Annotated in this window: 19 protein-coding genes and 2 pseudogenes; 4 read left to right on the top strand and 17 right to left on the bottom strand. The window is 68.9% G+C overall.

Going from position 1 to position 26886, the window contains the following annotated elements:
* Positions 1-301: 301 nt before the first annotated feature.
* Positions 302-1171: a pirin family protein gene (locus tag GGR66_RS14220; RefSeq protein WP_184448675.1), complete on the bottom strand. Its 870-nt coding sequence runs from the start codon at positions 1169-1171 to the stop codon at positions 302-304.
* Positions 1172-1476: 305 nt separating this feature from the next.
* On the opposite strand from GGR66_RS14220, the gene GGR66_RS14215 reads away from it, so the two are divergent.
* Positions 1477-1869 carry a hypothetical protein gene (locus GGR66_RS14215; protein WP_184448674.1) on the top strand — a complete coding sequence of 131 codons (393 nt, stop codon included), beginning with the start codon at positions 1477-1479 and terminating at the stop codon, positions 1867-1869.
* 30 nt (positions 1870-1899) lie between these two features.
* Here the strand turns inward: GGR66_RS14215 and nfi are convergent, their stop codons facing one another.
* Positions 1900-2619: a deoxyribonuclease V gene (nfi, locus tag GGR66_RS14210; protein WP_184448673.1), complete on the bottom strand. Its 720-nt coding sequence runs from the start codon at positions 2617-2619 to the stop codon at positions 1900-1902.
* 238 nt (positions 2620-2857) lie between these two features.
* On the opposite strand from nfi, the gene gpmA reads away from it, so the two are divergent.
* Together gpmA and GGR66_RS14200 are read left to right on the top strand one after the other, a co-directional pair.
* Entirely contained in the window at positions 2858-3607 is a 750-nt protein-coding gene (gpmA, locus tag GGR66_RS14205; RefSeq protein WP_150410911.1) for a 2,3-diphosphoglycerate-dependent phosphoglycerate mutase, read from the top strand.
* A 36-nt stretch (positions 3608-3643) separates the two neighbouring features.
* Positions 3644-3895, top strand: a complete 252-nt coding sequence (locus GGR66_RS14200) for an SHOCT domain-containing protein (protein WP_160970127.1) — start codon at positions 3644-3646, stop codon at positions 3893-3895.
* 138 nt (positions 3896-4033) lie between these two features.
* Here GGR66_RS14200 and GGR66_RS14195 read toward each other — a convergent pair whose 3' ends face one another.
* From GGR66_RS14195 to GGR66_RS14185, 3 genes are all read right to left on the bottom strand, one after another.
* Complete coding sequence (locus tag GGR66_RS14195) at positions 4034-4756, bottom strand: 4'-phosphopantetheinyl transferase superfamily protein (protein WP_184448672.1); 723 nt, start codon at positions 4754-4756, stop codon at positions 4034-4036.
* Positions 4757-4971: 215 nt separating this feature from the next.
* Entirely contained in the window at positions 4972-6957 is a 1986-nt protein-coding gene (locus tag GGR66_RS14190; protein WP_184448671.1) for a beta-L-arabinofuranosidase domain-containing protein, read from the bottom strand.
* A gap of 29 nt (positions 6958-6986) precedes the next feature.
* Positions 6987-8390, bottom strand: a complete 1404-nt coding sequence (locus GGR66_RS14185) for an MFS transporter (RefSeq protein ID WP_184448670.1) — start codon at positions 8388-8390, stop codon at positions 6987-6989.
* A 188-nt stretch (positions 8391-8578) separates the two neighbouring features.
* On the opposite strand from GGR66_RS14185, the gene GGR66_RS14180 reads away from it, so the two are divergent.
* Entirely contained in the window at positions 8579-9397 is an 819-nt protein-coding gene (locus GGR66_RS14180; protein WP_160970119.1) for an AraC family transcriptional regulator, read from the top strand.
* Positions 9398-9665: 268 nt separating this feature from the next.
* Here the strand turns inward: GGR66_RS14180 and GGR66_RS14175 are convergent, their stop codons facing one another.
* From GGR66_RS14175 to GGR66_RS14125, 12 genes and pseudogenes are all read right to left on the bottom strand, one after another.
* Positions 9666-10745, bottom strand: coding sequence for a chemotaxis response regulator protein-glutamate methylesterase (locus tag GGR66_RS14175; RefSeq protein ID WP_160970117.1), 1080 nt, complete (start codon positions 10743-10745; stop codon positions 9666-9668).
* A 28-nt stretch (positions 10746-10773) separates the two neighbouring features.
* A complete protein-coding gene (locus tag GGR66_RS14170; protein ID WP_160970115.1) occupies positions 10774-11580 on the bottom strand; it encodes a protein-glutamate O-methyltransferase CheR in 807 nt (268 codons plus the stop codon).
* Between the two features lie 11 nt (positions 11581-11591).
* Complete coding sequence (locus tag GGR66_RS14165) at positions 11592-12866, bottom strand: EAL domain-containing response regulator (RefSeq protein WP_184448669.1); 1275 nt, start codon at positions 12864-12866, stop codon at positions 11592-11594.
* 49 nt (positions 12867-12915) lie between these two features.
* Positions 12916-13449 (bottom strand): chemotaxis protein CheW, encoded by a 534-nt coding sequence (locus GGR66_RS14160; RefSeq protein WP_184448668.1) that lies wholly within the window; start codon positions 13447-13449, stop codon positions 12916-12918.
* Between the two features lie 9 nt (positions 13450-13458).
* Positions 13459-15375: a methyl-accepting chemotaxis protein gene (locus tag GGR66_RS14155; protein ID WP_255421697.1), complete on the bottom strand. Its 1917-nt coding sequence runs from the start codon at positions 15373-15375 to the stop codon at positions 13459-13461.
* A gap of 49 nt (positions 15376-15424) precedes the next feature.
* Positions 15425-17416 (bottom strand): methyl-accepting chemotaxis protein, encoded by a 1992-nt coding sequence (locus GGR66_RS14150; RefSeq protein WP_184448666.1) that lies wholly within the window; start codon positions 17414-17416, stop codon positions 15425-15427.
* Positions 17417-17474: 58 nt separating this feature from the next.
* Positions 17475-19613: a methyl-accepting chemotaxis protein gene (locus GGR66_RS14145; protein WP_184448665.1), complete on the bottom strand. Its 2139-nt coding sequence runs from the start codon at positions 19611-19613 to the stop codon at positions 17475-17477.
* Positions 19614-19670: 57 nt separating this feature from the next.
* A complete protein-coding gene (locus GGR66_RS14140) occupies positions 19671-21767 on the bottom strand; it encodes a chemotaxis protein CheA (RefSeq protein WP_184448664.1) in 2097 nt (698 codons plus the stop codon).
* A gap of 13 nt (positions 21768-21780) precedes the next feature.
* Positions 21781-22101: an STAS domain-containing protein gene (locus tag GGR66_RS14135; RefSeq protein ID WP_184448663.1), complete on the bottom strand. Its 321-nt coding sequence runs from the start codon at positions 22099-22101 to the stop codon at positions 21781-21783.
* A 448-nt stretch (positions 22102-22549) separates the two neighbouring features.
* Positions 22550-24727 (bottom strand): annotated as a pseudogene (gene mfd / locus GGR66_RS21385) (transcription-repair coupling factor); the annotation flags it as partial.
* Between the two features lie 177 nt (positions 24728-24904).
* Positions 24905-26206 (bottom strand): annotated as a pseudogene (locus tag GGR66_RS21380) (transcription-repair coupling factor); the annotation flags it as partial.
* A 108-nt stretch (positions 26207-26314) separates the two neighbouring features.
* A complete protein-coding gene (locus GGR66_RS14125; protein WP_160970097.1) occupies positions 26315-26857 on the bottom strand; it encodes a GNAT family N-acetyltransferase in 543 nt (180 codons plus the stop codon).
* Between the last annotated feature and the right edge of the window lie 29 nt (positions 26858-26886).

Raw genomic sequence — 26886 nt, 5'->3', positions numbered from 1 at the left:
ACGCCTGTGGCGTCGTCTGCGGGAGCGCCCCATCCTGTGCGGGATCCCGGCAGTGCATCCCCCGACGCAGTGCGTGTCCCGTGTGCGGCCACGCGCACGCGGCCGCGGTTGCACCATAGCCCAGCGCCGCGCCGCTGACAATTGGGATGGGAATTCCGGAATATCCGCACGCGCGGTACGGCGTGGCGGCACCTGCCCGGCTGCGCCGACCGGGCGGTTCCGGCGCGAATGGCAGGGGCTGACGAGGGCGGTTGGCGCACTCGCGTGCGGCGCCAAAGCCCGGATGCGCGCCTGCTGCGGCTCAGCGGCCGGGTTCGGGCAGCGGAATGAATTCCTGGTCGTCGCCGGGGATCGTGCCGAAGCGGCCCTCGCGCCAGTCCTGCTTGGCCTGCTCGATGCGTTCCACCGAACTGGACACGAAGTTCCACCACAGGTGGCGCGGGCCATCCAGCGGTTCGCCGCCCATCAGCATCGCCTTGAGCGGGGTCTTGGCGCGCAGCCGCCCGCGCGCGCCGGGCTCGGGCAGGACCAGGTGGCGCGCCGGGATGTCCACGCCGTCCAGTTGCGCCTCGCCCTCCAGGATGTACAGCGAGCGCTCGGCATGCCGGTTATCCAGGTCGATTTCCGCGTCTGCGTCCAGATCCAGGGCCACGTTGAGGGTGTCGGCAAACACCGTCACCGGCGACTCCTCGCCGTAGGCGCGGCCGGCGATCACCCGCAGCCACGCGCCGTCGCGGCGCTGCTGCGGCAGGCTGGCGGCCGGGTGGTGGTAGAACGCCGGTGCGGTCTCTTCCGCCGATTTCGGCAGCGCCACCCAGGTCTGCATGCCGTGCAACGGATGCGCGTGCTCGCGTAGCGTGGTCGGCGTGCGTTCGGAATGGGAGATGCCGCGGCCGGCGGTCATCCAGTTGACGTCGCCGGCGCGGATCACCTGATCGGAGCCGAGCGAATCGCGGTGGCCGATCTCGCCGGACCACAGGAAGGTGACCGTGGCCAGGCCGATGTGCGGGTGCGGGCGCACGTCCACGCCATGGCCCGGCTCGAACACCGCCGGCCCCATGTGGTCGATGAACACGAAGGGGCCGACGCTACGCGCCTGCACGCTGGGGACGGCACGACGCACTTCGAAGCCGCCGATATCGTGGACGCGGGGGGCGATGAGGGTGGGCATGCGGATGCTCGCGGTCGCAAAAACGGAAGCGAAGCTTCGCATGCGCGGACGCTCGCGTTGCGGCGCCACGGCAAGACGGACTGTCCCGGATGCGCTCATGCGCGGCGCCGATCCCCGACGTGCGCGCGCTATGTCGCGCGGTTATGCCGGCGTCCCGGAATCGCATAGTGCGAATTGCGCGCACTTCTTGTCTGCGACGCAACGGTGGGCCTGTGAATAATCGGCGCGCGTCGTGGCCGTTCGTACGAGCGAGCGCACGGCACCTGGCGCTGCATCGATCCCTCTTCCCCCGAAGGAGCACCCACATGAAGCATGTCGCATCGCACATCCGCTGTCGCCGCGCCGCCTGGTCGCGCCTTGGCCTGGTCCTGCTCGCAGGCGCGGCGTTCGCGGCGCAGGCGCAAGGCGTGCCGAACATGAACGTGCCCACCGAGATCATCAACGATCTGTGGGGCGCGAAGGCCTTGCTGGTCACCGGTGGGCAAGGTGCCGGCTGCTATCCGGTCGCCAACGGCCATCGCGTCGCTGGCCCGACCCTGCGGACCAATATCCGCTACACGGCGATCGGCATGGCGACCGCCGATTGCGCCGTCGGTAGCGGCATCGCCAGCGTCAATCTGCAGTTCCTCGCGCGCCCGCGCCCGGCAGGCATGTACATCCAGATCGTCGACAACGGCATCGTCATCAGCAATCGATGATCGATGTGGCCGCCGGCCACGGCGCCCGATTCAGAACAGCGACGGCGTGTCGGCGGCCGGCACCACCACCACCTCGCCGCGGCGCGAGGCCAGCCGGTCGGCCAGTCGGGTCGGTTCCGGCAGGCGGTAGCCGCGCAGATAGCGCTGGGTCCATTGCAGCGCGCTGTCCACCGCCACGCGGTGGCCGGGCGAGACGATCAGCGGATTGCAGCGCAGCTTGCTGCGCAGCGCCCAACCGACCACTTCGCCGCGATGCACGATGGGGCTGTGGTCGCCGGCCTGCGCGCCGGGTTCCTCGAAGCGGCCGGCCAGCAAGGTCTTGGCCACGCCGATGCTGGGCAGCCCGGTGACCACGCCGAAGTGCGCGGCGATGCCGAGCCGGCGCGGATGGGCGATGCCCTGGCCATCGACGAATACCAGGTCCGGCCGCTGCCGCAGCAACGCCAACGCAGCCAGCAGCGCCGGCAGCTCGCGGAAGCTGAGCAGGCCTGGCACGTAGGCCATCGACGTGGGCACGCGGGCGATTTCGGCCTGGTGCGGCTGCAGGGTCTGCGCATCGAGCAGCACAGCGGCCGCACGGGTGACTTGGCCGTCGTCCTCGAAGCCGACGTCGAAGCCGGCCAGCCACCGCGGCGGATCGGGCACGTCGTCCTGCAGGCTGACCTGGCGCGCCAGCGTCGCCTGCAGCGCGCGCGCCTGCACGATGCTGCCGTCCCAATCGCCGAACACGGAGTGCAAAGAGGTTTCCATGCGCCGATGATCGCGCCGCGTTCGTGGCTGGGGTGTGGAGAGGCGGGGATTGGGGATTCGGGATTGGGGATTCGTAACAGCATGAGCTCCGGCACGTCGTGCGGCCCGGCGTGGCCTGGTCGCCAGCGACCGACGGGAACCGGCTCTGGCGATTCCCCAATCCCGAATCCCCAATCCCCGCCACCGGCTACAATCCAGGGCCGCACGACCCACGCATCCCCCAACGGAGACCGTCGCAGTGACCCGCAAACTCGTACTGTTGCGCCATGGCCAGAGCCAGTGGAACCTGGATAACCGCTTCACCGGCTGGGTCGATGTGGACCTGACCGAGCAGGGCCGCCAGGAAGCGGCCGCCGCCGGCCGGCTGATGCGCGAAGAGGGGCTGCAGTTCGACGTCGCCCACACCTCGGTGCTCAAGCGCGCCATTCACACCTTGCAGGGCGCGCTGAAGGAACTGGACCAGGACTGGCTGCCGGTGCACAAGAGCTGGCGCCTCAACGAGCGCCACTACGGCGGCCTGCAGGGCCTGGACAAGGCCGAGACCGCGGCCAAGCACGGCGAGGACCAGGTCAAGATCTGGCGCCGCTCCTACGACATCCCGCCGCCGCCGATGGACGCCGAGGATCCGGGCCATCCGCTGCACGACCGTCGCTACGCCACCCTGGACCGCAATGCGCTGCCGGCCACCGAGTCGCTGGCGACCACGCTCGAGCGCGTGCTGCCGTACTGGCACGACGCCATCGCGCCGCAGCTCAAGGCCGGGCAGACCGTGCTGGTCACCGCCCATGGCAACTCGCTGCGCGCGCTGTACAAGTACTTGAACGACGTGTCGCGCGAGGAGATCCTCGAGCTCAACATCCCCACCGGCATCCCGCTGCTGTTCGAACTGGACGACAGCCTGCAGGTGCAGTCCTACCGCTACCTGGGCGATCCGGAAGCGGCGAAGAAGGCGGCCGAAGCGGTGGCCAACCAGGGCAAGGCGAAGTAAGCGCCACGATCGGCACGCGGCCGGAAGGAGCAAGCGATGGGTGGATTCAGCATCTGGCACTGGCTCGTGCTGTTGGTCATGCTCGGTGTCCCACTGCTGATCGGCGTGGTGGTGTGGCTGGCGATCCGTGCCCAGCGGCGCCGGCCGGCGGCCGCGGCGCCACCGCCGTTGCCGCCCGCCGCTTCGGTCGAACAGCGCTTGCGTGCGCTGGAGCAACTGAAAGCGCAGGGCCTGATCGACGCGGCGGAGTACGCACGCCGGCGCGAGCAGATCCTGTTCGCGTTGTGAGTGCATGGCGCCGCGGCAAGCGGCGCGTCTTCGCGGTCTGACCAGGCACGGCGCAGTGCGCGTGCTCGCAACGCGCGGCGTGTCGCATGCGGCGTGCGTTGCTGCATCCGCGTGACCACGTGGTGACGCCGGGACGTGCTACCAGACGCAACTGGTGAGCAGCAGGTCGGGCTGTACCTCCACCCAGTGCAGGCGATGCCGTTGTCCGACCGGCAAGGCCGGCGCCAGCGGCGTGGCGATGCGCGTGTCCAGGCTGCCACTGGCCGGATCGCAGCCTTCGATGCGCAAGGCGTCGAAGTCGAACAAGCGGCCGACGGTCGCCGCGGCGGCCTTGTAGAAACTTTCCTTCGCCGAGAAGCCCAGGGTCAGCGCATACGGCCAGCCGCGGACACGGGCGAGACCGGCCAGCGCGGCGCAGTCGCTGGCATCCAGGGCCAGGCTGCGGATCGCTTCGAGCTGGTCCGCGGCCACCACGCGTTCGACGTCCAGGCCGATGCCCTGTGCCCCGGCGGATACCGGCATGGCGATGGCGACCGCCAGGCCGTCGGTATGCGAGAGGCTGCCGAGAAAGCCGGTGGGCCAGACCGGTGCGCGGTCGGCACCGATCGGCAGATCGGTTGCCGTGCTGCCGGCGGCCCGCAGCGCGGCGAGCGCCGCGCGCCGTCCGGCCAGGTACTCGGCCTGGCGCTTGCGCACGCTGCGTGCGATCGACGCCGGCTGCTGCAGGCCGTGGCACTGGAACTCCGCGCTGTCGAAGGCATCGACCTCGAACGCCAGCAGCCAGGCATCCGGCACGGCGATGCGATGCGCGCCGAGGGCAAGGCGGGCGAACGGCGGTGCGACGGGGGCCAGGGCATCCATGGCCCTAGCTTAGAGCGTGCGCTGGCCGTTGCGGCGCGTGCGAAGCGGCCCACGGGGCGCGGCAGGCAGGCGTCGCGTCGGTGACCTGCTTCCGCCACGATTGAACTAGATGCGGCTTGCCCGGTAGGAGCGGCTTCAGCCGCGGCGGGCGTTACCGGGAAACGCCCCGTCGCGGCTGAAGCCGCTCCTACAGGATAGGTCCCGCAGCGTTGCCTTCAACCGTCGCCGGCGTCCACCCACACCCGCATTTCGCCCTCGCCGCGATTGGCCCAGGCGAAGTAGGGCACGAAGGTCAGGGTCTGCGGCCGCCGCGTCGGTGGCGGCGCATCGTAGCGGTACAGCGGCGCGGCTGCGGCGTCGACGTCGCCGTGCAGGCGTTCGCCACTGGCTTGCAGCAGCACCTGGCCGGCCAGTGCGCCGGTACCGGGCACCGTCTGCAGCGTGGCGCTGGGCGGCAGGCGCAGCTGATGCAGGTCGGCGCCGTTGTCGGCCTGCTCCAGGCAGTACACCAGCGGCCCGCGTTGCACCGCGACCTTGCCGGCCAGGTGCCGCACGCGCGGGTGCCCGCTGACCCGCATCGGCGGCATCGGCAGGCGCAGTTGCAAGGTGTCGCCGGATTGCCAGCGCCGGCGCAGCACGCAGTAGCCATGCTGGCGATGCACGTCGATCGCCACCGGTTCGCCGTTGAGCTGCAGGTGCGGCGCCTGGCACCAGTCGGGCAGGCGCAGGGCCAGCGCCGCGTCCACCGGTGCGCTGCAGTCCACGTCGAAGGCGATCGTGTCCTGCCACGGATACTCGCCGCGCTGACGCAGGGTCAGGGTCTGCCCACCGACCTCGAACAGCGCATCGCTGCCGACGTAGAGGTTCACGTACAGCGTGTCGTCGCGGCGGGTGTACAGGTAGTGGCCGAGCGAGGTCAGCACGCGGGCGATGTTGGGCGGGCAGCAGGCGCAGCCGAACCAGCGCTGGCGCACCGGCTTGACGTGGTCGAAGGTGTGGTTGCCGTGCACCGTGGGCGGGTGCACTTCCAGCGGATTGACGTAGAAGAAGTGGCGGCCGTCCAGCGCCATGCCACCCAGCACCGTGTTGTACAGCGCCCGCTCCATCACGTCGGCGTAGCGGCCGTCCGGCGCCAGCTGCAGCATGCGGTTGGCGAACATCATCAGCCCGATCGAGGCGCAGCTCTCGTTGTAGGCGGTGTCGTTGGGCAGGTCGTAGTCGACGCTGAAGGCTTCGCCGTAGCTCTGCGCGCCGATCGCGCCGGTCAGGTACATCTGCCGCTGCGTGGCGTTGTCCCACAGCCGCTCGCAGGCCGCGCGCAGGGTGGCGTCGCCGCTGTGCCGGGCCAGGTGCGCCACGCCCGCGTACAGGTACACGAAGCGCACCGCATGGCCGACCGCGGTGTCCTGCAGCGCCACCGGCAGGTGCGCCTGGCTGTAGGCCTTGTCCTGGATCATCCAGGCCGGGCCGTGCCCGCCCCAGAAGAAGGTCTGGCCGCGCTTGGCGTATTCTTCATCGTAGTAGTGCGGCGTGGTGCCGCGCTGTTCGACGAAATAGCGCGCCAGCGCCAGGTAGCGGGCTTCGCTTGTCGCTTCGTACAGGCGCATCAGCGCCAGTTCGATCTCCGGATGCCCGGGGTAGCCGTGCAGCTGCGTCGGGCCGGGTCCGAACGTGGCGTCGATGTGATCGGCGAGGCGGCACACGATGTCGAGCAGGGCGCGCTTGCCGGTGGCCTGGTAATAGGCCACACCGGCCTCGATCATGTGCCCGGCGCAGTACAGCTCGTGGCACTCGGCCAGGTTGCTCCAGCGTTCCTGCGGCGCCTTCACCGTGAAGTAGGTATTGAGGTAGCCGTCGGCCTGCTGCGCGGCACCGATCAGTTCGATGGTGGCGTCGGCATCGCGCTCCAGCGCCGGGTCGGGATGCTGCGCCAGCAGGTAGGCCACCGCTTCCAGCCATTTGGCCACGTCGCTGTCCTGGAACACCATGCCGTAGAACGCGCCGTCGCTGCGGCCGGCGGCGATGCGGAAGTTCTCGATGGCATGGCTGGGTTCGGCATCGGCGACATTGTCGTTGAGCGCGTCCCATTGGTAGGGCAGCACCACCTCCTGCACCAGGCGCTGATAGCGCTGCCAGAACGGGTCGGCGATGCGCAGGTGGGCGAGCGGCAGTTCCGGGGACGGCACGGGCGAATGCGGCATGGAGCGGAGATCCTGAAGAGTGGGGAAGGTCAGTGCACCGGGCGCGCGGCCAGATCGGCGGCGATGTTTGCCAGCAGCGGCCGGCGCAGCCGGCAGCGCAGGATCACCGCGGCCAGCAACAGGTGCAGGCCGGCGGGGATCAGGGTTTCCAAGAGGGTGATGGCCTGCAGCGAGGCCGGGCTCTGCTGCGCGGCGCCGGCGCGGTAGCCGGCGTAGACGAACAGCGCGCTGATCACCACCGCGCTCGAGGCCCAGGCCAGCTTGATGCAGAACAGGTTGAAGGCGAAGTTGATGCCGGACGAGCGCACCCGGTTCTTCCAGGCGCCGTAGTCGTCGGCGAAGGCCATCAGCGAGAAATGCAGCGGCAGCGCGAAGCCCAGCACCAGACAGTGCACGAAGATCACCGCCAGCCACAGCGTCTGCTGCGCCGGCCCGGTGGGCAGCCACCATTGCGCGACGCCGAACGCAGCCAGCGCCAGGTTGGTGTGCAGGTACAGCGCCAACGGGTCGAAGCGGCGGCACAGCGCGTTGACCACGATCGCGCCGAGCACCGTGGCCAGCGCCACCATCGCGAAGAACAGCGAGGCATAGCCGCTGCTGCCGCCGAGCACGTAGGTGATGAAGTACAGATAGGCGCCGCCGCGGATGTTATACACGTTGATCAGCAGGAACGACATCAGCAGCACCAGCCGCAGCTGGTCGTTGCGCAGCAGGCCGCGCAGGTGCGCGCCGATGCCGGCACCGCCGAGCAGGCTGACCGGCACGCGCTCGCGCACGGCGAAGAAGCAGCCCAGGAACATCGCCACCGCCAGCGCCGCCAGCAGGCCCACGCCGAGCTGGTAGCCGCGCGCGGCGTCGCCGTTGCCCAGTTCCCGCACCAGCCACGGCAATCCCACCGACACCAGGAAGCCGGCGATGCCGCACAGCACGAAGCGCCACGATTGCGCCGAGACCACGTCGCGGTGGTCGCCGGTCATGCTGTTGATCAGCGCGCAGTAGGGCACGTTGATCGCGGTGTAGCACAGCGACAGCAGGAAGTAGCTGGCGAAGGCGTAGGCGATCTTGGCGCCGGCGCTCAGTTGCGGCGCGCTGAAGGTCAGCACGCAGGCCACGCCGATCGGTACCGCGATCCACAGTTGCCAGGCGCGGAAGCGGCCCCAGCGGCTGCGGGTGCGGTCGGCGATCAGGCCCATCACCGGATCGGACACGGCATCGGCCACGCGCAGCACGGTGAACAGGGTGCCGACCAGCGCCGGGGTCAGGCCGAACACGTCGGTGTAGAAGAAGGTGAGGAAGTTGGCGATCAGGCAGGTGACGACGGTGCCGCCGGCATCGCCGAGGCCGTAGCCGAACTTCTCCAGGCGCGACAGGCGCGGTGCGGTCGTGGCCGGTGCGGCGTCTGCGGCAGTGGGGCCGATGGCGGTCGCGGTCAACGGGGCGGCTCCTGGCGCGCCCGGTCCGGCGCCAGCGCAAAGTGGCATGGCGGCGCAACCGCGACAAGAGTCTATGCGGTATAAAATCGGCACGATTCCGACCATGGCCGCCGGGCCGCCAATGAGCGGTGCCAGCCATTTAATTGCTGCAGTGCAGCGTCGCGCAGGCGAGGGGAGACGTTTCCGACATGCTCGAGTTCGCCGTCGCCTATCCGATCCGGGTCCAGAACGGAGGCCTGTTCATTTCTCGTGGCGTGGGCGCGCATCCGGCGCGGGTGATCCAGTCCTATGAGTTGATCTTCGTCGAGCGCGGCATCCTTTCCCTGCGCGAACAGGACAACGACTTCCATGTCGGCCCCGGCGAGACGCTGCTGCTGTGGCCGGGCCGCGCGCATACCGGCCTGGGCCAGTTCCCGGACGACCTGCGCTTTTACTGGGTGCATTTCGAACTGGAGCCGAGCCTGCCGCAGGCGGACAACGCGGTGGCGCTGTCGATGCCGCAGCGCACCGCGATCCGCGATCCGGAGCGCTTCGTCGGGCTGTTTCGCTGGTTCCTGGCCGAGCAGGAGGAGCGGCGCACGCTGCCGATGCTGGAGCCGATCGTGCTGTCGATGCTGCAATGCGTGGCCGGCGCCTGGCCGGATCCGCACGCGTCCGAGCGCGCCGGAGTGGCGCTGGCGTACCGCGCCAGGCAGCTGATCGGCACGCAGTTCCACACCGCGCTCACCGCCTCGTCGCTGGCGGCGCAACTGCACTGCAATCCGGATTACCTGGGCCGCATCTACCGGCGCAGCTTCGGCACCACGTTGACCGAGGCGATCCACCGCCAACGCATCGCCTTCGCCGAGAAGCTGCTGCTGGTCAACACCTGCGCGGTGGACGACGTGGCGCAGCGCGCCGGCTTCAGCGACAGCGGTTACTTCCGCCGCGTGTTCCGCCAGCGCCTGGGCATGACGCCCAGTGCGTATCGGCGGCTGTATTGCAAGGAGCACATCAATTCGGGCTGAGGTTCTTGCGGGTGCGGTGTGCGTGCCGCATGTCGCGCACCGCTTTGCAGGTGCGCGCGCGTCGGTTGGCTGCCGTGTCAATGCGCAGCCTGCCTGCGTCGTAGGAGCGGCTTCAGCCGCGACGGGCTTTCCATGGGAAGGCTCCGTCGCGGCTGAAGCCGCTCCTACAGTAGACGAGGCTTTTGGTTGCTAGCTCAGGGCTCTCATGGGAACGCGCCGTCGCGGCTGAAGCCGCTCCTACGGTAGGGCGGTGCGGCGGCTGGCCGCGCTAGCTCAGTTGCTGGCCGATCTCGCGCGCCATCGCGTTCAGCGGCAGGATCTTCTCCGCGCCGCCGCGCTTGATCGCTTCCTTGGGCATGCCGAACACCACGCTGCTCTGTTCGTCCTGGGCCACGGTGCGTGCGCCGGCCTGGCGCATCTCCAGCAGGCCGACCGCGCCGTCGTCGCCCATGCCGGTCATGATGATGCCCAGTGCGTTGCCGCCGGCGGCGCGCGCGGCGGAGCGGAACAGCACGTCCACCGACGGCCGGTGCCGGTTCACGGGCGGCCCGTCCAGCACTTCGACGAAGTACTGCGCACCGCTGCGACGCAGCAGCATGTGCTTGCCGCCCGGCGCGATCAGCGCGCGTCCCGGCACCACGCGGTCGTTGTTGGCCGCTTCCTTCACCGAGATCTGGCACAGCGTGTCCAGGCGCGCGGCGAAGGCGGCGGTGAACTTCTCCGGCATGTGCTGGACGATGACGATGCCGGGGCTGACCCGCGGCAGCGCGGTCAGCACTTCCTCCAGCGCCTGGGTGCCGCCGGTGGAGGTGCCGATCGCCACCACCCGTTCGGTGGTCTGCGACAGCGCGCGGCCGCCCTGCGCCGGCAGGATGACATCGGCGGTGTGCTTGATCTCCGGCTCCGCCGGCGGCTGTGCCTGACGCACTGCAAGGCGCTTGACGTTGGCGCGCGCGGCGCTCTTCACCGTGGCGATCATCTCCTCGGCCGAATCGGTGAGGAACTGCTTGAGGCCGAGCTTGGGCTTGGTCACCACCGCCACCGCGCCGGCCCCCAGCGCGTCCATGGTCACCCGCGCGCCCTTCTCGGTGAGCGTGGAGCAGATCACCACCGGGGTGGGCCGCTCGCTCATGATCTTGCGCAGGAAGGTGATGCCGTCCATCTTCGGCATCTCCACGTCCAGCACGATCACGTCCGGCCACTGATGGCGCATCTTGTCCATCGCCAGCAGCGGGTCGGCCGCGGAGGCGATGACCTCGATGCCGGGCGCGTCGTTGAGCACGGCGACCAGCACCTGGCGGACCACCGCCGAATCGTCGATCACCATGGCCTTGATCGTGGTGGTCATGCGCGGTTCCCTCCTGGGACGTCGTGGTTCATGGTTTGCGGTACACCGACGGCGCGATCTGCACCACGTCGCTGTTGACGTCGTTGAGGCTCTCGGAGTGGCCGATGCAGAAGATGCCGCCGCGCTTGAGCGCACCGAGCACCCGCGTCACCACCTCGCGCTTGGTCTGGCCGTTGAAGTAGATCATCACGTTGCGCAGGAATACCACGTCGAACTGGCCCAGGTTGGGGAGTGAGGCATTGAGGTTGGCGTGCAGGAAGCGCACGCGGTCGCGGATCTTGCGGTCGATCAGCAGGCTGCCTTCGTACTCGCCGCGGCCCTTCAGGCAGTAGCGCTTGAGCATGGCCGGCGGCATGTGCTCGATGCGCAACAGCGGGTAGTGGCCGGTGCGCGCCTTGTCCAGCACGCGGGTGCTGATGTCGGTGCCGACCACCTCGTAGGGGCGGCCCTGCAGGGTGTCGTCCAGCACCATGGCCATGCTGTAGGCCTCCTCGCCGGTGGAGCTGGCCGCGCTCCAGCAACGGAACGGCATGCTGCCGGTGTGCGCGGCGGCGACGCTGCGCAGCAGATCGAAGTGCTTGGGCTCGCGGAAGAAATAGGTTTCGTTGGTGGTCAGCAGGTCGATCGCGGTCTGCACCTCGCCGCTGCCCTCGCGGCTTTCCAGCAGCTTGAGGTACTGGGTGTAGGTCTGCAGCGAATGCGCCTTCAGGCGCTTGCCCAGGCGTCCGCACAGCATGGCCTTCTTGGCCGGCGAGATGGTGATGCCGGCGGCGTCGAAGATGAAACGCTGGAACCGGCCGAATTCCTGCTCGGTGATGGTGTCGTGGCTGGTCATGGTCTTGCCGGTCAGTGGGTGGAGGCGGAAGCGGGGGCGTTGGTGTTGCCGATGGGGCCGGGCTCCTGCAGCAGGCGCTGGTGCTCTAGCAGCCAGGCATGCAGCGCGCCGCCCCCCAGCGGGCGCGCCAGCAGATAGCCCTGGCCGAAGTCGCAGCCCAGCTCCTGCAGCAGGTTCCAGTCCTCCACCGTTTCGATGCCCTCGGCGACGGTATGCAGCCCCAGCCGTTGGGCCATGCCCAGCGCCGATTCGAGGACCGTGCGCAGGTTGCGGCTGCGGTGCGCGTCGTGGACGAAGATGCGGTCGATCTTCAATTCGGTGAAGGGAATGCGGGTGAGTTGCTGCAGCGAGGAGAAGCCGGTGCCGTAGTCGTCCAGCGACAGGCCGAAGCCTTGCAGCCGCAGCCGCGCCAGCATGCCCAGCGCGCTGCCGCAGACCAGCGAGCTTTCGGTGATTTCCAGTACCAGGTCGGAGGGGGCCAGGCTGTGCTTGCGCAACAGCCCGAGCAGTTCGTCGAGCAGGTTCGGGTCCTGCAGCATGCTCGGCGACAGGTTCAGCGCCAGGGTCAGTTGAAATCCGTCCTGTTTCCAGGCGGCCAGCCGCGCCATCGCCTGATCGGCGACGCAGGCGGTGAGGTCATGGATCAGGCCCTCGCGTTCGGCCACGGCGATGAAGCGGTCCGGCGGGATCGGCCCGATACTGGGATGGCGCCAGCGCGCCAGCGCTTCCACTCCGCCGACGCGGCCGCTGCGCATGTCCACTTTGGGCTGGTAGGCCACCTCGATCTCGCCGCGCTGCAGCGCCTCGCGCAGCATCTCCGCCATGGTCGCCTCGCCGGGCGCCTCGGCCTCGTGCCGCGGTGCTGCCGGTGCCAGTGGCGCGTGCGCGCGCACCGCCGCGGCCAACTGCTCGGCGCGCAACGGCTTTTCCAGCCCCGCCAGCACCTGCAGCCCGTTGCTGCGGCCGACCTGCAGCACCGAATCGATCAACGCCGCGCCGCGCTGCGAGGCGACCACGATCGGCACGCGCATGCCGCAGCGGGACAGCGCCTCGAGCAATTGCACGCCGTCCATGCCGGGCATTTCCAGGTCCACGATCAACAGGCCCAGCGGCGCTCCCTGGGTGATCCGCGCCAGCGCGGCATGGCCGTCTGCCGCGCCTTCCACCGTGGCCGCCCCCATCCGCATGCACAGCGCCAGCGCGTGTTCGCGCTGGACCTGGCTGTCGTCGACCACCAGGACCGTGCCGAAGTGGTGCAGGGCGGCGATGTCGGCGGCCGTAGGCATGCGGAGTCCGGGGAGGGGGAAGGGCAGGGCGCTGTACGGCGAAGGCCGATCAGGCGGCGATGCCTTCTTCCAGGTGGGCGTCGAGGGTGGCCATGCTGGCGAACTCCTGGGGTGCCAGCACTGCATCGGCGGCGAGCAGGATCACGAAGCGCTCGCCGACCTTGCCCATGCCGTGGATGAAATCGCGGCGGATGCCGGTGCCGAACGCCGGCGGCGGCGCGATGTCGGCGGTGGCGATCTCCAGCACCTCGCTGACCGCGTCCACCAGCAGGCCGAGCACCTGGCGCTCTTCGCCGGCGGCCACCTCGATGATGACGATGCAGGTGCGCTTGCTGATCTCGCTGGGCGCGCGGCCGAAGCGTTGCTGCAGGTCCACCACCGGCACCACCGCGCCGCGCAGGTTGATCACCCCGCGCAGTGCGGGCGGCATCATCGGCACGTCGGTCGGCGTGCGGTACTCGATGATTTCCTTGATGCCGAGGATGCCGACGCCGAACATTTCCTTGCCGAGCAGGAAGGTCAGGAACTGGTCCGTCGCCAGGTCGCTGGCGTCGGAGGAGGAGAGCGAAGCGGAAGCGTTCATGGCCATGTCTCAGAAGGTTTCGAAGTGGGCTTCGTCGAGCGAGTCGGCCAGGACCAGCTGGCCGTTGGCGACGCGGGCGATCGGCTTGGCACCGGTGTGCGCGCTGCGGCCGCGGCCGGCGCCAGGACGGCGCGCCGCGGTCCTGACCGGCGGAGTGCCGTGCACCTTGAAGAAGCTCATCAGCTGCTGCAGTTGCTCGGCCTGCGCGCTCATCTCCTCGGCCGTGGCGGCCAATTCCTCGGAGTTGGACGCGGCCTGCTGCGTGGTCTGGTTGAGCTGGCCGACCGCGGCATTGATCTGGCCGACGCCGGAGGTCTGTTCCTCGGAGGCGGCGGTGATCTCCTGCACCAAATCGGAGGTACGCTTGATCGACGGCACCATCTCGTCCAGCAGCTTGCCGGCGTTCTCGGCCAGTTCCACGCTGGAGCTGGCGACGTCGCCGATCTCCTGCGCCGCGATCTGGCTGCGTTCGGCCAGCTTGCGCACTTCCGCGGCCACCACGGCGAAGCCCTTGCCATGCTCGCCGGCGCGGGCGGCTTCGATCGCCGCGTTCAGCGCCAGCAGGTTGGTCTGGTAGGCGATGTCGTCGATGATGCCGATCTTCTGTGCGATCTGCTTCATCGCCTGCACGGTCGCGCGCACCGATTCGCCGCCGTCCAGCGCCTGGCTGGAGGCCTTGCTGGCCATGCCGTCGGTGATCTTGGCGTTTTCGGTGTTCTGCGAGATCGACGCGGTCATCTGCTCCAGCGAGGCGCTGGTCTCTTCCACGCCGGCGGCCTGTTCGCTGGCCGCCTGGCTCAGCGACTGCGCAGTGGCGCTGACCTCTTCCGACGCGCTGGCCAGCGATTCGGCATTGCCGTTGACCTCGCTGACCACCTGCGACAGGCGCGCGATGGTGTCGTTGATGTAGTTCTTCATTTCGGCGTAGGCACCGTCGTAGTGCTTGTCGATGCTCTGGGTCAGGTCGCCGTCGGCCAGGCCGCCCATCACCCGCACCACGTCCTGGATGCTGCCGCCGGTGGTGGCCGCCAGCTCGTTCAGGCCCTGGCCCATCTCACGCTGGAACCCGGCCAGGCCGTCCAGCGCGATGCGCTCGGAGAAGTCGCCGCGGTTGGCCGCCGCGACCACGCGGCGCTGGCCGTCGATCACCAGCTTCAGGCGGTCGACCATGGTGCGCATCGCATACAGCGCGCTGCCGGTGTCGTTGGCGCGCACTGCCACCTCCAGGTTGAGGTCGCCCTGCGCCACCTTGTTGGCGATCTCGGCCACGTAGGCCGGCTCGCCGCCCAGCAGGCGGGTGAGGAGGCGCACGATGACCACCGCGACCACCGCGCCCAGCAGCAACGCCACCACGATGGTGGCGATGATCAGCGAGCGGGCCGACGCGTACAGTTCGTCGCCGCGGTCGCTGGCATCCTGACCGCCCTTGACGTTCAGGTCCACCAGCTTGTCGATCGCCTCGGCGGTGCTGCGGAAGATCTGCCGCTGCTCACCGTTCAGCACCGTCATCGCCTCCTGGGACTTGCCCTGCGCGGCGAGCGCCAGCACCTGCTTGTGCAGTTCGCTGTAGCGGTCGAAGTTCTTGGCGAAATCCGTGTACAGCGCCTGCTCTTCGGGCGAGGAGATCAGCGGGATGTAGGTCTTCCTGTTGTTCTCGAACGCCTCGAGGGTCTTGATCATGCGCGTGTCGTAGTCCTGCATCTCGGCCGGGCTGGTGGCGACGACCCGCTGCAGCTCGAGCAGGCGCAGCTTGTTGAAGTTCGCGCTCATCTCCTCGACGTTGCGCACGCTGGGCATCCAGTTGGTGGCCAGCTCGGTGGAAGAGCTATTGATCCGGGCCATCTGCAGCGTGGCGAAAATGCCGGTCCCCAGCAACAGCAGCAACACCAGGCCGAAGCCGATGCCGATGCGCGTGCCGATTTTCATGTGCGTGAACATCGTGTTCCCCTGGATGTGATGTTGTGGAAGTTGGAGATCAGAACGTGTCGAAGTGGGCTTCGTCCGGCGCCGGCACCAGCGCCAGGCCGACGTCACCGAACCCACGCTTGCGCGCCGGCGCCCGGCGCGACGGATTGCCGGAAACGGCGGCCGGGCGCCGCGGCGCCACGACCTCCTTGGTGCGGAAGAAACTCATCAACTGCTGCAACTGCTCGGCCTGGCCGCTCATTTCCTCGGCGGTGGCGGCCAGTTCCTCGGAGTTGGCCGCGGCCTGCTGGGTGGTCTGGTTGAGCTGGCCGACCGCGGCGTTGATCTGGCCGACGCCGGAGGTCTGTTCCTCGGAGGCGGCGGTGATCTCCTGCACCAGGTCGGAGGTGCGGCGGATCGAGGGCACCATCTGGTCCAGCAGCTTGCCGGCGTTCTCGGCCAGCTCCACGCTGGACTCGGCGACCTGGCCGATCTCCTGCGCCGCCACCTGGCTGCGTTCGGCCAGCTTGCGCACTTCCGCGGCGACCACGGCGAAACCCTTGCCGTGTTCGCCGGCACGCGCGGCCTCGATCGCCGCGTTCAGCGCCAGCAGGTTGGTCTGGTAGGCGATGTCGTCGATGATGCCGATCTTCTGCGCGATCTGCTTCATCGCGGTCACCGTCGAGCGCACCGCGTCGCCGCCTTCGTTGGCTTCGCGGGCGGCCTTGGCGGCCATGCTGTCGGTGACCTTGGCGTTCTCGGTGTTCTGCGCGATGGAGGCGGTCATCTGCTCCAGCGAGGCGCTGGTCTCTTCCACGCCGGCGGCCTGCTCGCTGGCCGCCTGGCTCAGCGACTGCGCGGTGGCGCTCACCTGCTCGGAGGCGCTGGCCAGGGCGTCGGCGTTGATGTTGACCTCGCTGACCACCTGCGCCAGGCGCGCGACGGTGGCATTGACGCTGTCGCACAGTTCCTTCAACTGGCCCTGGCCCTGCACGTCCGCCACGCGGGTCAGGTCGCCGGCTTCGATCGCCTTGAGCACGGCGCCGGCCTCGTTCAGCGGACCGATCACGGTGTCCAGGGTCAGGTTGACGCCGTCGACGATGCGACGGAAGTCGCCTTGGTGCAGGCTGCCATCGGCACGCACGTCCAGGCGTCCGGCCGCGGCCGCGTCGACGAGCAGGCTGGTGTCGCGGATCAGCGCGCGCAGGTTGGCACGCACCTGTTCGACGGTGTCGCTGATGAACACCTTCTTGCCCGGGAAGGTTTCCAGCGGCGCGTCGAAATTGCCGCGACCGAATTCGGCGATGCAGGTCATCGCCTTCTTCTTGGTGGCGATGTGGTCGCCGACCATGCGGTTGATGCCGTCGGCCATGCTGCGGAAGTCGCCTTCGAAGCGGTGGCTCTCGATCACCACGTCGATGTCGCCGGCATCGTGCTGCGCGGACATGTGCTTCATCTGCGCGATCAGCCCCTGCATGTTGCGACGCACCTGCTCGACGATCTCGTTGATGAAGATCTTCTTGCCCGGGAACGTCTCCAGCGGCGCATCGAAGTTGCCGCGGCCGAACTCGGCCACGCAGCCCAGCGCCTTCTTCTTGGTAGCGATGTGGTCGCCGACCATGCGGTTGATGCCCTCGGCGATGATCCTGAACTCGCCGTCGAAGCGGTGGCTCTCGATCACCACGTCGATGTCGCCGGCGTCGTGCTCGCGCGACATGCGCACGATCTCGTCGTTGATCTGGCGCACGCCGGTCTGCACCTGGCGCAGCGCCAGCAAGATCTCGCAGGCCTGATCGTTGCGTACGGTCGGCATCACCACCTCGAAATTGCCGTTGGCAAAACGCGCCAGGGTAGTGGTGGCGATGCGCAGCGAGCGGGTAATGGCATGGACGATATAGGCCAGCACCGCAGCGGCGAGCACCGTGGCGCCGATGCTCAGCGCCAGGGTCTGGCCGGCGGGCAGGCCGAGGGCGAACCCGCACGCGGCGGCGGCCAAGGGCAGCGCGACGGCGATGGCCGAACCGGTCCACAGCTTGGAGGACAGCGAAAGGGAGTTGGACATGCCGAAGTACCTTGTGCGGAGTAGAGATGCATCGGCCTGCCGGCCGGTGCGGAGAGGGTCAGAACGAGACGAACGCGGCTTCTTCCAAACGTGCGGCCTGGGCCGTGGCAGCGGGGCCGCCGAAGCTGCGCGAGCGGGGCGCGCGCTGCATCGGCGTCGGCAGACGTCGCGGTTGCGAGGCCTGCGCCGCAGTGGTGGTGGTGCCGGTGGTGAAGAAACTCATGAGCGTTTGCAACTGTTCGGCCTGGCTACTCATTTCTTCGGCCGTGGCGGCCAATTCTTCAGCGTTGGCAGCAGATTGCTGTGTTGTCTGGCTGAGCTGAACCACCGCGGCGTTGATCTGGCCCACGCCGGTGCTCTGTTCCTCGGAGGCGGCGGTGATTTCCTGCACCAGGTCGGAGGTGCGACGGATCGACGGCTCCATCTCGCCGAGCAGGCGCCCGGTGGTCTCGGCCAGGTTCACGCTGGTGCCGGCGACCTGGCCGATCTCCTGCGCCGCCACTTGGCTGCGTTCGGCCAGCTTGCGCACTTCCGCGGCGACCACGGCGAAACCCTTGCCGTGTTCGCCGGCACGCGCCGCTTCGATCGCCGCGTTCAGCGCCAGCAGGTTGGTCTGGTAGGCGATGTCGTCGATGATGCTGATCTTGCGTGCGATCTCCTTCATCGCGGAGACGGTGGCACGCACCGCCTCGCCGCTCTCGGCGGCCTCGCGCGAGGCCTTGCTGGCCATGCCGTCGGTGATCTTGGCGTTTTCCGCGTTCTGCGCGATCGAGCCGGTCATCTGCTCCAGCGAGGCGCTGGTCTCCTCCACGCCGGCGGCCTGTTCGCTGGCCGCCTGACTCAGCGACTGCGCGGTCGCCGACAGTTCCTCGGCGGCGCTGGCCAGGGTGACGGCGTTGCCGTTGACCTCGTTGACGATGCCGGTGAGCTTGTCGATGGTGGCGTTGACATAGCGCTGCATGTCGGCGAAGGCGCCCTCGTAGTGCCCCTGCACCTGGCGGCTGAGATCGCCCTCGGCCATCGCGCCCATCACCTTGATCACGTCGCCGACGCTGCGCAGATTGCCGCGGGTCTGCTCGATGATCTCGTTGATGAACGCCTTCTTGCCGGGCAGTTGCGGCATCGGCGCGTCGAAGTTGCCGCGGCCGAACTCGGCGACCACGCCCAGCGCCTGCTTCTTGACCGCGATGTGCGCGGCGACCATGCGGTTGATGGCCTTGCCGATGGCGCAGAACTGTCCGTCCAGGTGCGCGCAGTCGATCTGCACGTCGATCTCGCCCCGGTCGTGCTCCTCGGACATGCGCGCGATCTCGCCGATCAGGCGCTTGAAGTTGCCGCGCACCTGCTCGAGGGTCTCGTTGATGAAGGCCTTCTTGCCGGGCAGCTGCGGCATGCCCGCGTCGAAATTGCCGCGGCCGAACTCGGCGACCACGCCCAACGCCTGTTTCTTCACCGCGATGTGGCTGCCGACCATGCCGTTGATGCCGTCGGCCATGCTGCGGAAGTCGCCCTGGAAGTGCGCGCTGTCGATGCTGGCGTCGATCTCGCCGGCTTCGTGCTGCTCGGAGACGCGGCGCATCTCGGCGATCAGGCCGAGCATGTTGCGCCGCACCTGCTCGATGGTGTCGTTGATGTAGGCCTTCTTGCCCGGGAACGCGGCCAGCGGCGCGGCGAAGTTGCCGCGGCCGAATTCGCCCACGCAGTCGATCGCCTGCTTGCACACGCCGATGTGGGCGCCGACCAGTTGGTTGAGGTCGCCGGCCACGGTCCGGTAGGCGCCGCTGGCCTGCGCCGCATCCAGCATCACGTCGCAGTCGCCGGCGGCGTGCGCGCTGGTCATGTGGGCGATGTCGGCCTGCAGTTGCCGCAGCGGCTGTCGCGCGGCGAGCAGGGCCTGGCCGATCTCGCTGCCGCCGGCCACCGCGTCCACGCGGTCCAGTTCGCCCTGCGCCAGCGCCTGCAGGCCGGTGCGGGCCAGCTCCAGTTCGCGCTGCGCGGCGGCGGCTGCGTGCTGTGCCGCGCGTACGCCGCGGCCAAGCAGCGCGGCGGCGACCAGCGTGGCCACGGCGATCAGGGTCCATGCAAGGGCGCCGCTCAGCGGCAGCGCCACCGCTGCGACGGCCGCGGCGGCGGGCAGGACGACGGCGGCGATGGCGGCCGTCGGTAGTGTGATAAGGCGCGTCCGGTTCTGGGACATGACTGCGATTCCTGAAAGAGGGTACGGCAGAGGGATGATGGCGGGCATGGCGGCGGCTCAGGCCGCCAGCGATTCGGCGCCGGGTTGCAACTGACCGAGCAGCGACGGCACGTCCAGGATCAGCGCGACTCCGCCGCTGCCGAGGATGCTGGAGCCGCTGATGCCCTTGACCTGGGCGAAGACCTTGGAGAGCGGCTTGATCACGGTCTGCCACTCGCCGAGCAGGGTGTCGACCACCAGGCCGAAACGCTGCGCGCCCTGGCGGATCACCACGATGCTCTCGCGCGCCGGCGGCGCGCCGGCGATGGCGAACAGCGAACGCAGGCGCACGTAGGGCAGTACGTTGCCGCGCAGGTCGATGTACTCGCTCTGGTAGTTCGGCGCGAACTCCACGCATTCCTCGACCACGTCCAGCGGCACCACGAACACCGACTTGCCGACCCCGACCTGGAAGCCGTTGATGATTGCCAGGGTCAGCGGCAGCCGCACCGAGATGGTAGTGCCGACGTCCTGCTGGCTGCTGATGTCCACGCTGCCGCGCAGCGCGGCGATGTTGCGCTTGACCACGTCCATGCCGACGCCGCGGCCGGACAGGTTGGTGACCTTTTCGGCGGTGGAGAAGCCCGGCTCGAAGATCAGCGCGAACACTTCGCGGTCGGAGAGCAGACGGCCGGGTTCGATCAGGCCGCGTTCCAGCGCCTTGGCCAGGATGCGGTCGCGGTTGAGGCCGCCGCCGTCATCGCTGATCTGGATGACGATGCTGCCGGAGTCGTGGAAGGCGTTGAGCCGCACCGTGCCGCGCACCGGCTTGCCGCGCGCCTGGCGCACCTCGGCCGGTTCGATGCCGTGGTCCATGGCGTTGCGCACCAGGTGGGTCAGCGGATCGGCGATCTTCTCCACCACCGACTTGTCCAGCTCGGTGTCCTCGCCGTTGACCACCAGTACGATGTCCTTGCCCAGTTCGCGGGCGACGTCGTGGACCACGCGGTGGAAGCGGCTGAAGGTGCCGCCGATCTTGACCATGCGCAGCTGCAGCGCGCTTTCGCGCACTTCCTCGACCAGCCCGGCGAGGATCGAGGTGGATTCCAGCAACTGCGCATCGCCGGTGCGCTGCGCGTTGGCGCCGGTGCTGGCGACGGCGATGATCAATTCGCCGACCAGGTCGATCATGCGGTCGAGCTTGTCGGCGTCGACGCGGATCGAGCCGCCTTCGCCACGTGCGCCCGCGGCCTTGGCCGTGCCGGCGCTGGCAGCGGTGGGCGCTGCCGCGGCCGGTGCGCCGGCCACGGCCGCTGCGGCCGCAATTGGCGCCTCCACCGAGGCGCTGGCGCTCTCGAATCCGGCGAAATCGTCGGCGCTGGCCTGGCTGCCGGCTTCGGCCACCAGCAGCGGCAGATCCAGGTTGGCGGCATCGCCGTTCGGCTCCACCGCCAGCACCTGCAGGTCGCAGTCGTCGCGCACGAATTCGAAGATGTCCTCGATCGCGGCCTGCTGCGCGTCGCTGCGCAACAGGATGTCGAAGCCCAGGTAGCAGGCCTCCGGATCCAGCTCCGGCAGCGCCGGCACGCGCTCGTGGTGGGTGCGCACCGCTTCCAGCGTGCCCAGGCTGCGCAGGCAGCGGATCAGGTGCAGCGGCGAATTGCCGAAGCGCAGCGCATCGGCGAACAGCTGCAGCGAGATCCGCCAGTAGCCGGTATGCGCGGGCGCGGCCGGCACTGCCGGCGTTGCCGTGGCGGCGCCCGTCGTGGCGGCCGGCGCAGCGGCAGGTTGCAGGTAGGTCTGCAGCCGTTCCAGCAGCGGCGCGCCCTCGGCGGCCAGCGTGGCTTCGTCGGCCTCGGCGCCGGCGGCGGCTTCCACCAGCGCGCGGATGTGGTCGCAGCAGGCCAGCATCAATTGGATCAAGTCCGAATCCAGCGCGACGGCGTGCTCACGCACCAGGTCCAGCACGCTCTCCACCACGTGGGTGAAGCCGACCAGCTGCGCCAGGTCGAACAGGCCGCCGGAGCCCTTGATGGTGTGGGCGCCCCGGAAGATCGCGTTGACCGCGTCGGGACCGGCTTCGCCGCGCTCGGCTTCCAGCAGATTGCGTTCCATGTCCTCGAGCAGGTCGCGGCTCTCGGCGATGAAGGTCTGCAGCAATTGATCCATGTTCATGTCGTGCTGCCGATTAGTGAAGAGTGTCGTCGCCGACGCGCTCGAACGCGTCGCCCAGGCCGAGCAGGTCCAGCGCATCGCCGACCGCCTTGCTGCAGCCCTCCAACTGCAAGGGTCGCCCCAGCGCGCGCAGCGCGGCCTGGGTGGCCAGCAGCAACTGCACGCCGGTGGCGTCGATGTCGGCCACCGCCTGCAATTGCAGGCGCAGGCCGCCGGGATGCTCCAGCGCGGGCAGCAGCAGCGGCTTCAGTTCGGCCGCGCGGCGGATGGTCATGTCGCCGTCCACGCTCAACTGCAGCGGCGAATCCTGTTCATCGGGGGGCGTCGAACGCATGGCGGGTCTCCGGCAGTAGGGCGAATGGAAAGCCGGCGGCACGCCGTGAAGGGCATGTGTAGGCTTCGGTACCAGCGATATCGGCGCGGTCAGGAAATATTTAGGTTGAGTGACGCATTTGTCTCGCATGCCGGACACGGGCCTGAGTGGTTCAGATCCGTGCCAGGACGCGCATCCCATAACCGTGCCGATTGGGGCAGGTTCCCAAGTCGTTGCACGTGCCGTGCCAATCGCGGCAGCGTGTGAAGGCGTCAAAAAGCTGCGCGACACGCAGGCGCAACGGCCGTCTTCACATGAAGACCGGTTGCGTGGGGTGGTCAGGGAGAGTAGGCGCGCGCCTTACGCCAACGTGTGTGGCGGCGGCTTGTCAGGACGGGATGAGTGGGCGACCGTGTGGCTAAGCCCACGGTCGCGTGCGCGCAGACGCGGGCAGGATCGCCCGCGTCGCTCAGCGTGGCGACAGCGCGGTCAGCAGGCCGCGCGCGGCGTTGAAGCGATCGACCGCTTCCGGCAGCGGCAGCTTGAGCTTCAGCTTGTCCGGGCCATCCATCGCGTACAGCTTGGGCTGCTTCTGGATCATCTGGATGATGGTCATCGGATCCACGTTGGGCTTGGCCTCGAACACCAGGCGCCCGCCGTGTTCGCCCAGTTCCAGCTTGCGGATGCCCAGCGCGTTGGCCTGCAGCTTCAGCTCGGCGATCGCGAACAGGTGCTTCACCGGATCCGGCAGCAGGCCGAAGCGGTCGATCATCTCCACCTGCAGTTCGCGCAGGCCGTCGCTGTCGCGGGCGCTGGAAATGCGCTTGTACAGGGTCAGGCGCGTGTGCACGTCGGGCAGGTAATCGTCGGGGATCAGCGCAGGCACATGCAGTTCCACCTCGGCACCGCGCGCTTCCTCGCCGGCGTCCAGGTCCGGCAGCTTGCCCTGGCGGATGCTGCGCACCGCGCGTTCCAGCAGTTCGGTGTACAGGCTGAAGCCGACCTCGGCCATCTGCCCGCTCTGGTCCTCACCGAGCAGTTCGCCGGCACCGCGGATCTCCAGGTCGTGCGTGGCCAGGGTGAAGCCGGCACCCAGTTCGTCCATCGAGGCGATCGCGTCCAGGCGCTTCTGCGCATCGGGGGTGATGCTGCGCCGGTCCGGCACCAGCAGATAGGCATAGGCGCGGTGATGCGAACGGCCGACGCGGCCGCGCAACTGGTGCAACTGCGCCAGCCCGAAGCGGTCGGCGCGGTTGATGACGATGGTGTTGGCGTTGGGGATGTCGATGCCCGATTCGATGATCGTGGTCGACAGCAGCACGTTGAAGCGCTGCTTCTGGAAATCCAGCATCACCTTTTCCAGCTCGCGCTCGGGCATCTGCCCGTGGGCGATGCCGATGCGCGCCTCCGGCACCAGCTCGCTCAGTTCGCGCTGCATGCGGCCGATGCTCTCCACGTCGTTGTGCAGGAAGTACAGCTGGCCGCCGCGCGCCAGTTCGCGCTGGAAGGCTTCGCGCAGCAGCGCGTTGTCCCACTGGGTGACGAAGGTCTGCACCGCCAGCCGGTTCGGCGGCGGGGTGGCGATGATCGACAGGTCGCGCAGGCCGGCCATGGCCATGTTCAAGGTGCGCGGGATCGGCGTGGCGGTGAGGGTCAGCAGGTGCACATTGGCGCGCAGCGCCTTCAGCGCTTCCTTCTGGCGCACGCCGAAGCGCTGCTCCTCGTCGACGATGACCAGACCCAGGTCCTTGAACTTCACGTCCGGCTGCAGCAGGCGATGGGTGCCGACGATCACGTCGATGCTGCCGGCGGCGACCTTCTCCAGTTCGGCCTTGATCTCCTTGCTGCTCTTGAAGCGCGACAGCACCTCGACCCTGAGCGGATAGTCGGCGAAGCGGTCGCGGAAGTTGCGGTAGTGCTGTTCGGCCAGCAGCGTGGTCGGCACCAGCACCGCCACCTGCTTGCCGGCGCTGGCCGCGGCGAAGGCCGCGCGCACCGCGACCTCGGTCTTGCCGAAGCCGACGTCGCCGCAGACCACGCGGTCCATCGGCTGGCTGCTGGCCAGGTCGCGCAGGGTGGCGTCGATCGCGGCCAACTGGTCGGGGGTTTCCTCGAACGGGAAGCCGGCGGCGAACGGCTCGTACATCGCGCGGTCCACCTGCAGCGCCAGCCCGGCACGGGCCTGGCGGCGCGCCTGGATCTCCAGAAGTTCGGCTGCGACGTCGCGCACCTTCTCGGCGGCCTTGCGCTTGGCCTTGGTCCACTGCTCGCCGCCCAGCGAATGCAGCGGCGCGGTCTCGGCCGAGGCGCCGGAGTAGCGGCTGATCAGGTGCAACTGCGCGACCGGCACGTACAGCCGGTCGCCCTTGGCGTATTCGATTTCCAGGAACTCGCCGGGCATGCCGCCGGCATCGAGCACGATCAGTCCACGGTAGCGGCCGACGCCATGATCCTCGTGCACGATCGGCGCGCCCTCGGACAGCTCGCCCAGGTCACGGATGATCGCTTCCGGCTCGCGCCCCACGCGCCGGCTGCGCCGCGGCTGGCTGGCGCGTTCGGGAAACAACTGGCGCTCGGTCAGCACCGCGATGCGCGGTTCCTCCAGCGCGAAGCCGTCGTCCAGCGGCGCAACGGCAATGGCGAAACGTGCAGCAGAAAGCCCCTCTCCCTCCGGGAGAGGGGTTGGGGTGAGGGTACGACCGCTAGTGGAGTTCGTCTGCGCAGCCGTGGACGTTGCCGAAGAACCCGCCTTCTTCGTTCCCGACCGCGCGCGCGCCGTACCCTCATCCGGCGCTTCGCGCCACCTTCTCCCGGTGGGAGAAGGGAGGAATGCCGAGAAGTTCGGCAGCACCTCGGGCTTCAACTCCGCGGCGGCCAACACTTCCAGCAGCGCCTCGCGGCGGCCGGGCGAATCGGCGGCGATCAGCACCCGGCCCGGATAGTGGTCGAGAAAACTCTTCAGCGCCGCGCCCGGCGCAGCGTCCTTGGCCGCCACCGGCAGCGGCGGCAGCGGCTGGTCGCCCAGCGCCTGCGCCTCGTCGATGCGCGGATGGTCGGCGGCCCACACGTCGATACGCGGCAACCCGTTGAGGCGTTCGCGCAACACGTCGGGTGCCTGGTACAGCTCTTCCGGGGCCAGCAGCGGGCGCTCCACGTCGTGGCGGCGCTGCTCGTAGCGGGCCTGGGTCTGCGCCCAGAACGCATCGGCGGCGGCGCCCACGCCCGGCGCGATCAGCGGCAACACGTGCTCGCCCAGATAATCGAACAAGGTAGCGGTGGTCTCGCGCGCGCTGCTGCCGCGGCTGTCCTGGAAGAACAGCGGCAGGTAGTACTCGATGCCCGACGGCGCCAGGCCGGCCTTCAGGTCCTGGTACAGCGCACTGCGCCGGGTGTCGACGTCGAAGCGCTCGCGCAGCGCGGTCAACACCCGCTCCACGCTGACGTCGTCCATCGGCACCTCGCGTCCGGGCAGCATGTGCACCGCCTGCACATGGTCCAGCGAGCGCTGCGATTCGGGATCGAAGGCGCGGATCGAGTCGATGTCCTCGTCCAGCAGCTCGATCCGCAGCGGCGCCTCGGTGCCCATCGGGTACACGTCGAGCAGGCCGCCGCGCACGGCGAAATCGCCCGGGTCCATCACCTGCGGCACGTTGCGGTAGCCGGCACTTTCCAGTCGCCGCTTCTCCGCATCCAGGTCCAGGCGCTGGCCCACGCGCAGGTCGAAACTGCCGCCGACGATGTAGCGCAGTGGCGCCACCCGCTGCATCAGCGTCTGCACCGGCACCACCACGATGCCCTGGGTCAATGTCGGCAGCCGGTGCAGCGCCGCCAGGCGCTGGCTGACGATGTCCGGGTGCGGACTGAACTGGTCGTAGGGCAGGGTTTCCCAATCCGGGAACGGCACCACCGGCAGGCCGGGATCGTCGCCGATCAGGCTGTGCAGGTCGGCTTCGAGCTGATGCGCGCTCTGGTTGTCGCGGGCGACCACCAGCAACGGACCGCGATGCGCGGCCGCGGCGCAGGCGATGTGCCAGGCCAATGCGGTGGAGGACGCGGGAGCGCGCCAGTGCGCGCGGAGCTGGCCGGATCTGGGCAGCGGCGGAACGGGGAAGGAGAGGGGCGGCATGGACGAACTAGTTTAGCAAGGTCGGGACCCGGGACCCGGAAGAGCAGGAACTAAAGCTGCCTGCGGAGCTCTGGCTTTTCCGGGTCCCGGGTCCCGGGTCCCGAGCTTTCAGTTGCCCAGTTCCAGCACCACCCGCACCAGATCCGGATTGTCCGGGTGCGGCATGCGCTGGAAGCCCAGCGACTCGGCCAGTTGCAGCATCGGCACGTTGCGTTCGAGCACGTCGCCGTAGAGCCGGTCCAGGTACTTGCGGCGCGCCCACTTGACCAGCTTGCGCATCAACTGCCGGCCCAGGCCCTGGCCGGAGACGAAGCTGCTGACCAGGATGGCGTACTGCGCTTCGCGGGTGCCGGGGTTGATCGCCGCGCGCGCCACCGCGCCGACCACGGCCTCGCCCGGCGGCAACGGCTCGGCCGCGACCAGGATCAGTTCCGATTTCGGATTGGGGTGGGTGAGCCGTTGCGCCATTTCCTCGGTCAACTCCTGCATCGAATGCAGGAAGCGTTCGCGGATCTCGGTTGGCCCGAGCAGGCCGAAGGCGCCCTGCAGCGGCGCGCTGTCTTCCGGCCGGATCGGCCGGATCAACAATTCGCGCCCACTGGGCAGGGTGAAGGTTTCATGCCACGGAGGCATGCGGTTGCGGGTAGCCATGGCCGTATGATCCTCGACGAAGCCTGGAT

The sequence above is a fragment of the Xanthomonas sp. 3498 genome (assembly GCF_014199795.1).
Lineage (GTDB): Bacteria > Pseudomonadota > Gammaproteobacteria > Xanthomonadales > Xanthomonadaceae > Xanthomonas_A > Xanthomonas_A rydalmerensis.
The sequence above is the reverse complement of the archived record's forward strand: the minus strand, read 5'-3'. Positions and strand labels throughout refer to the sequence as shown.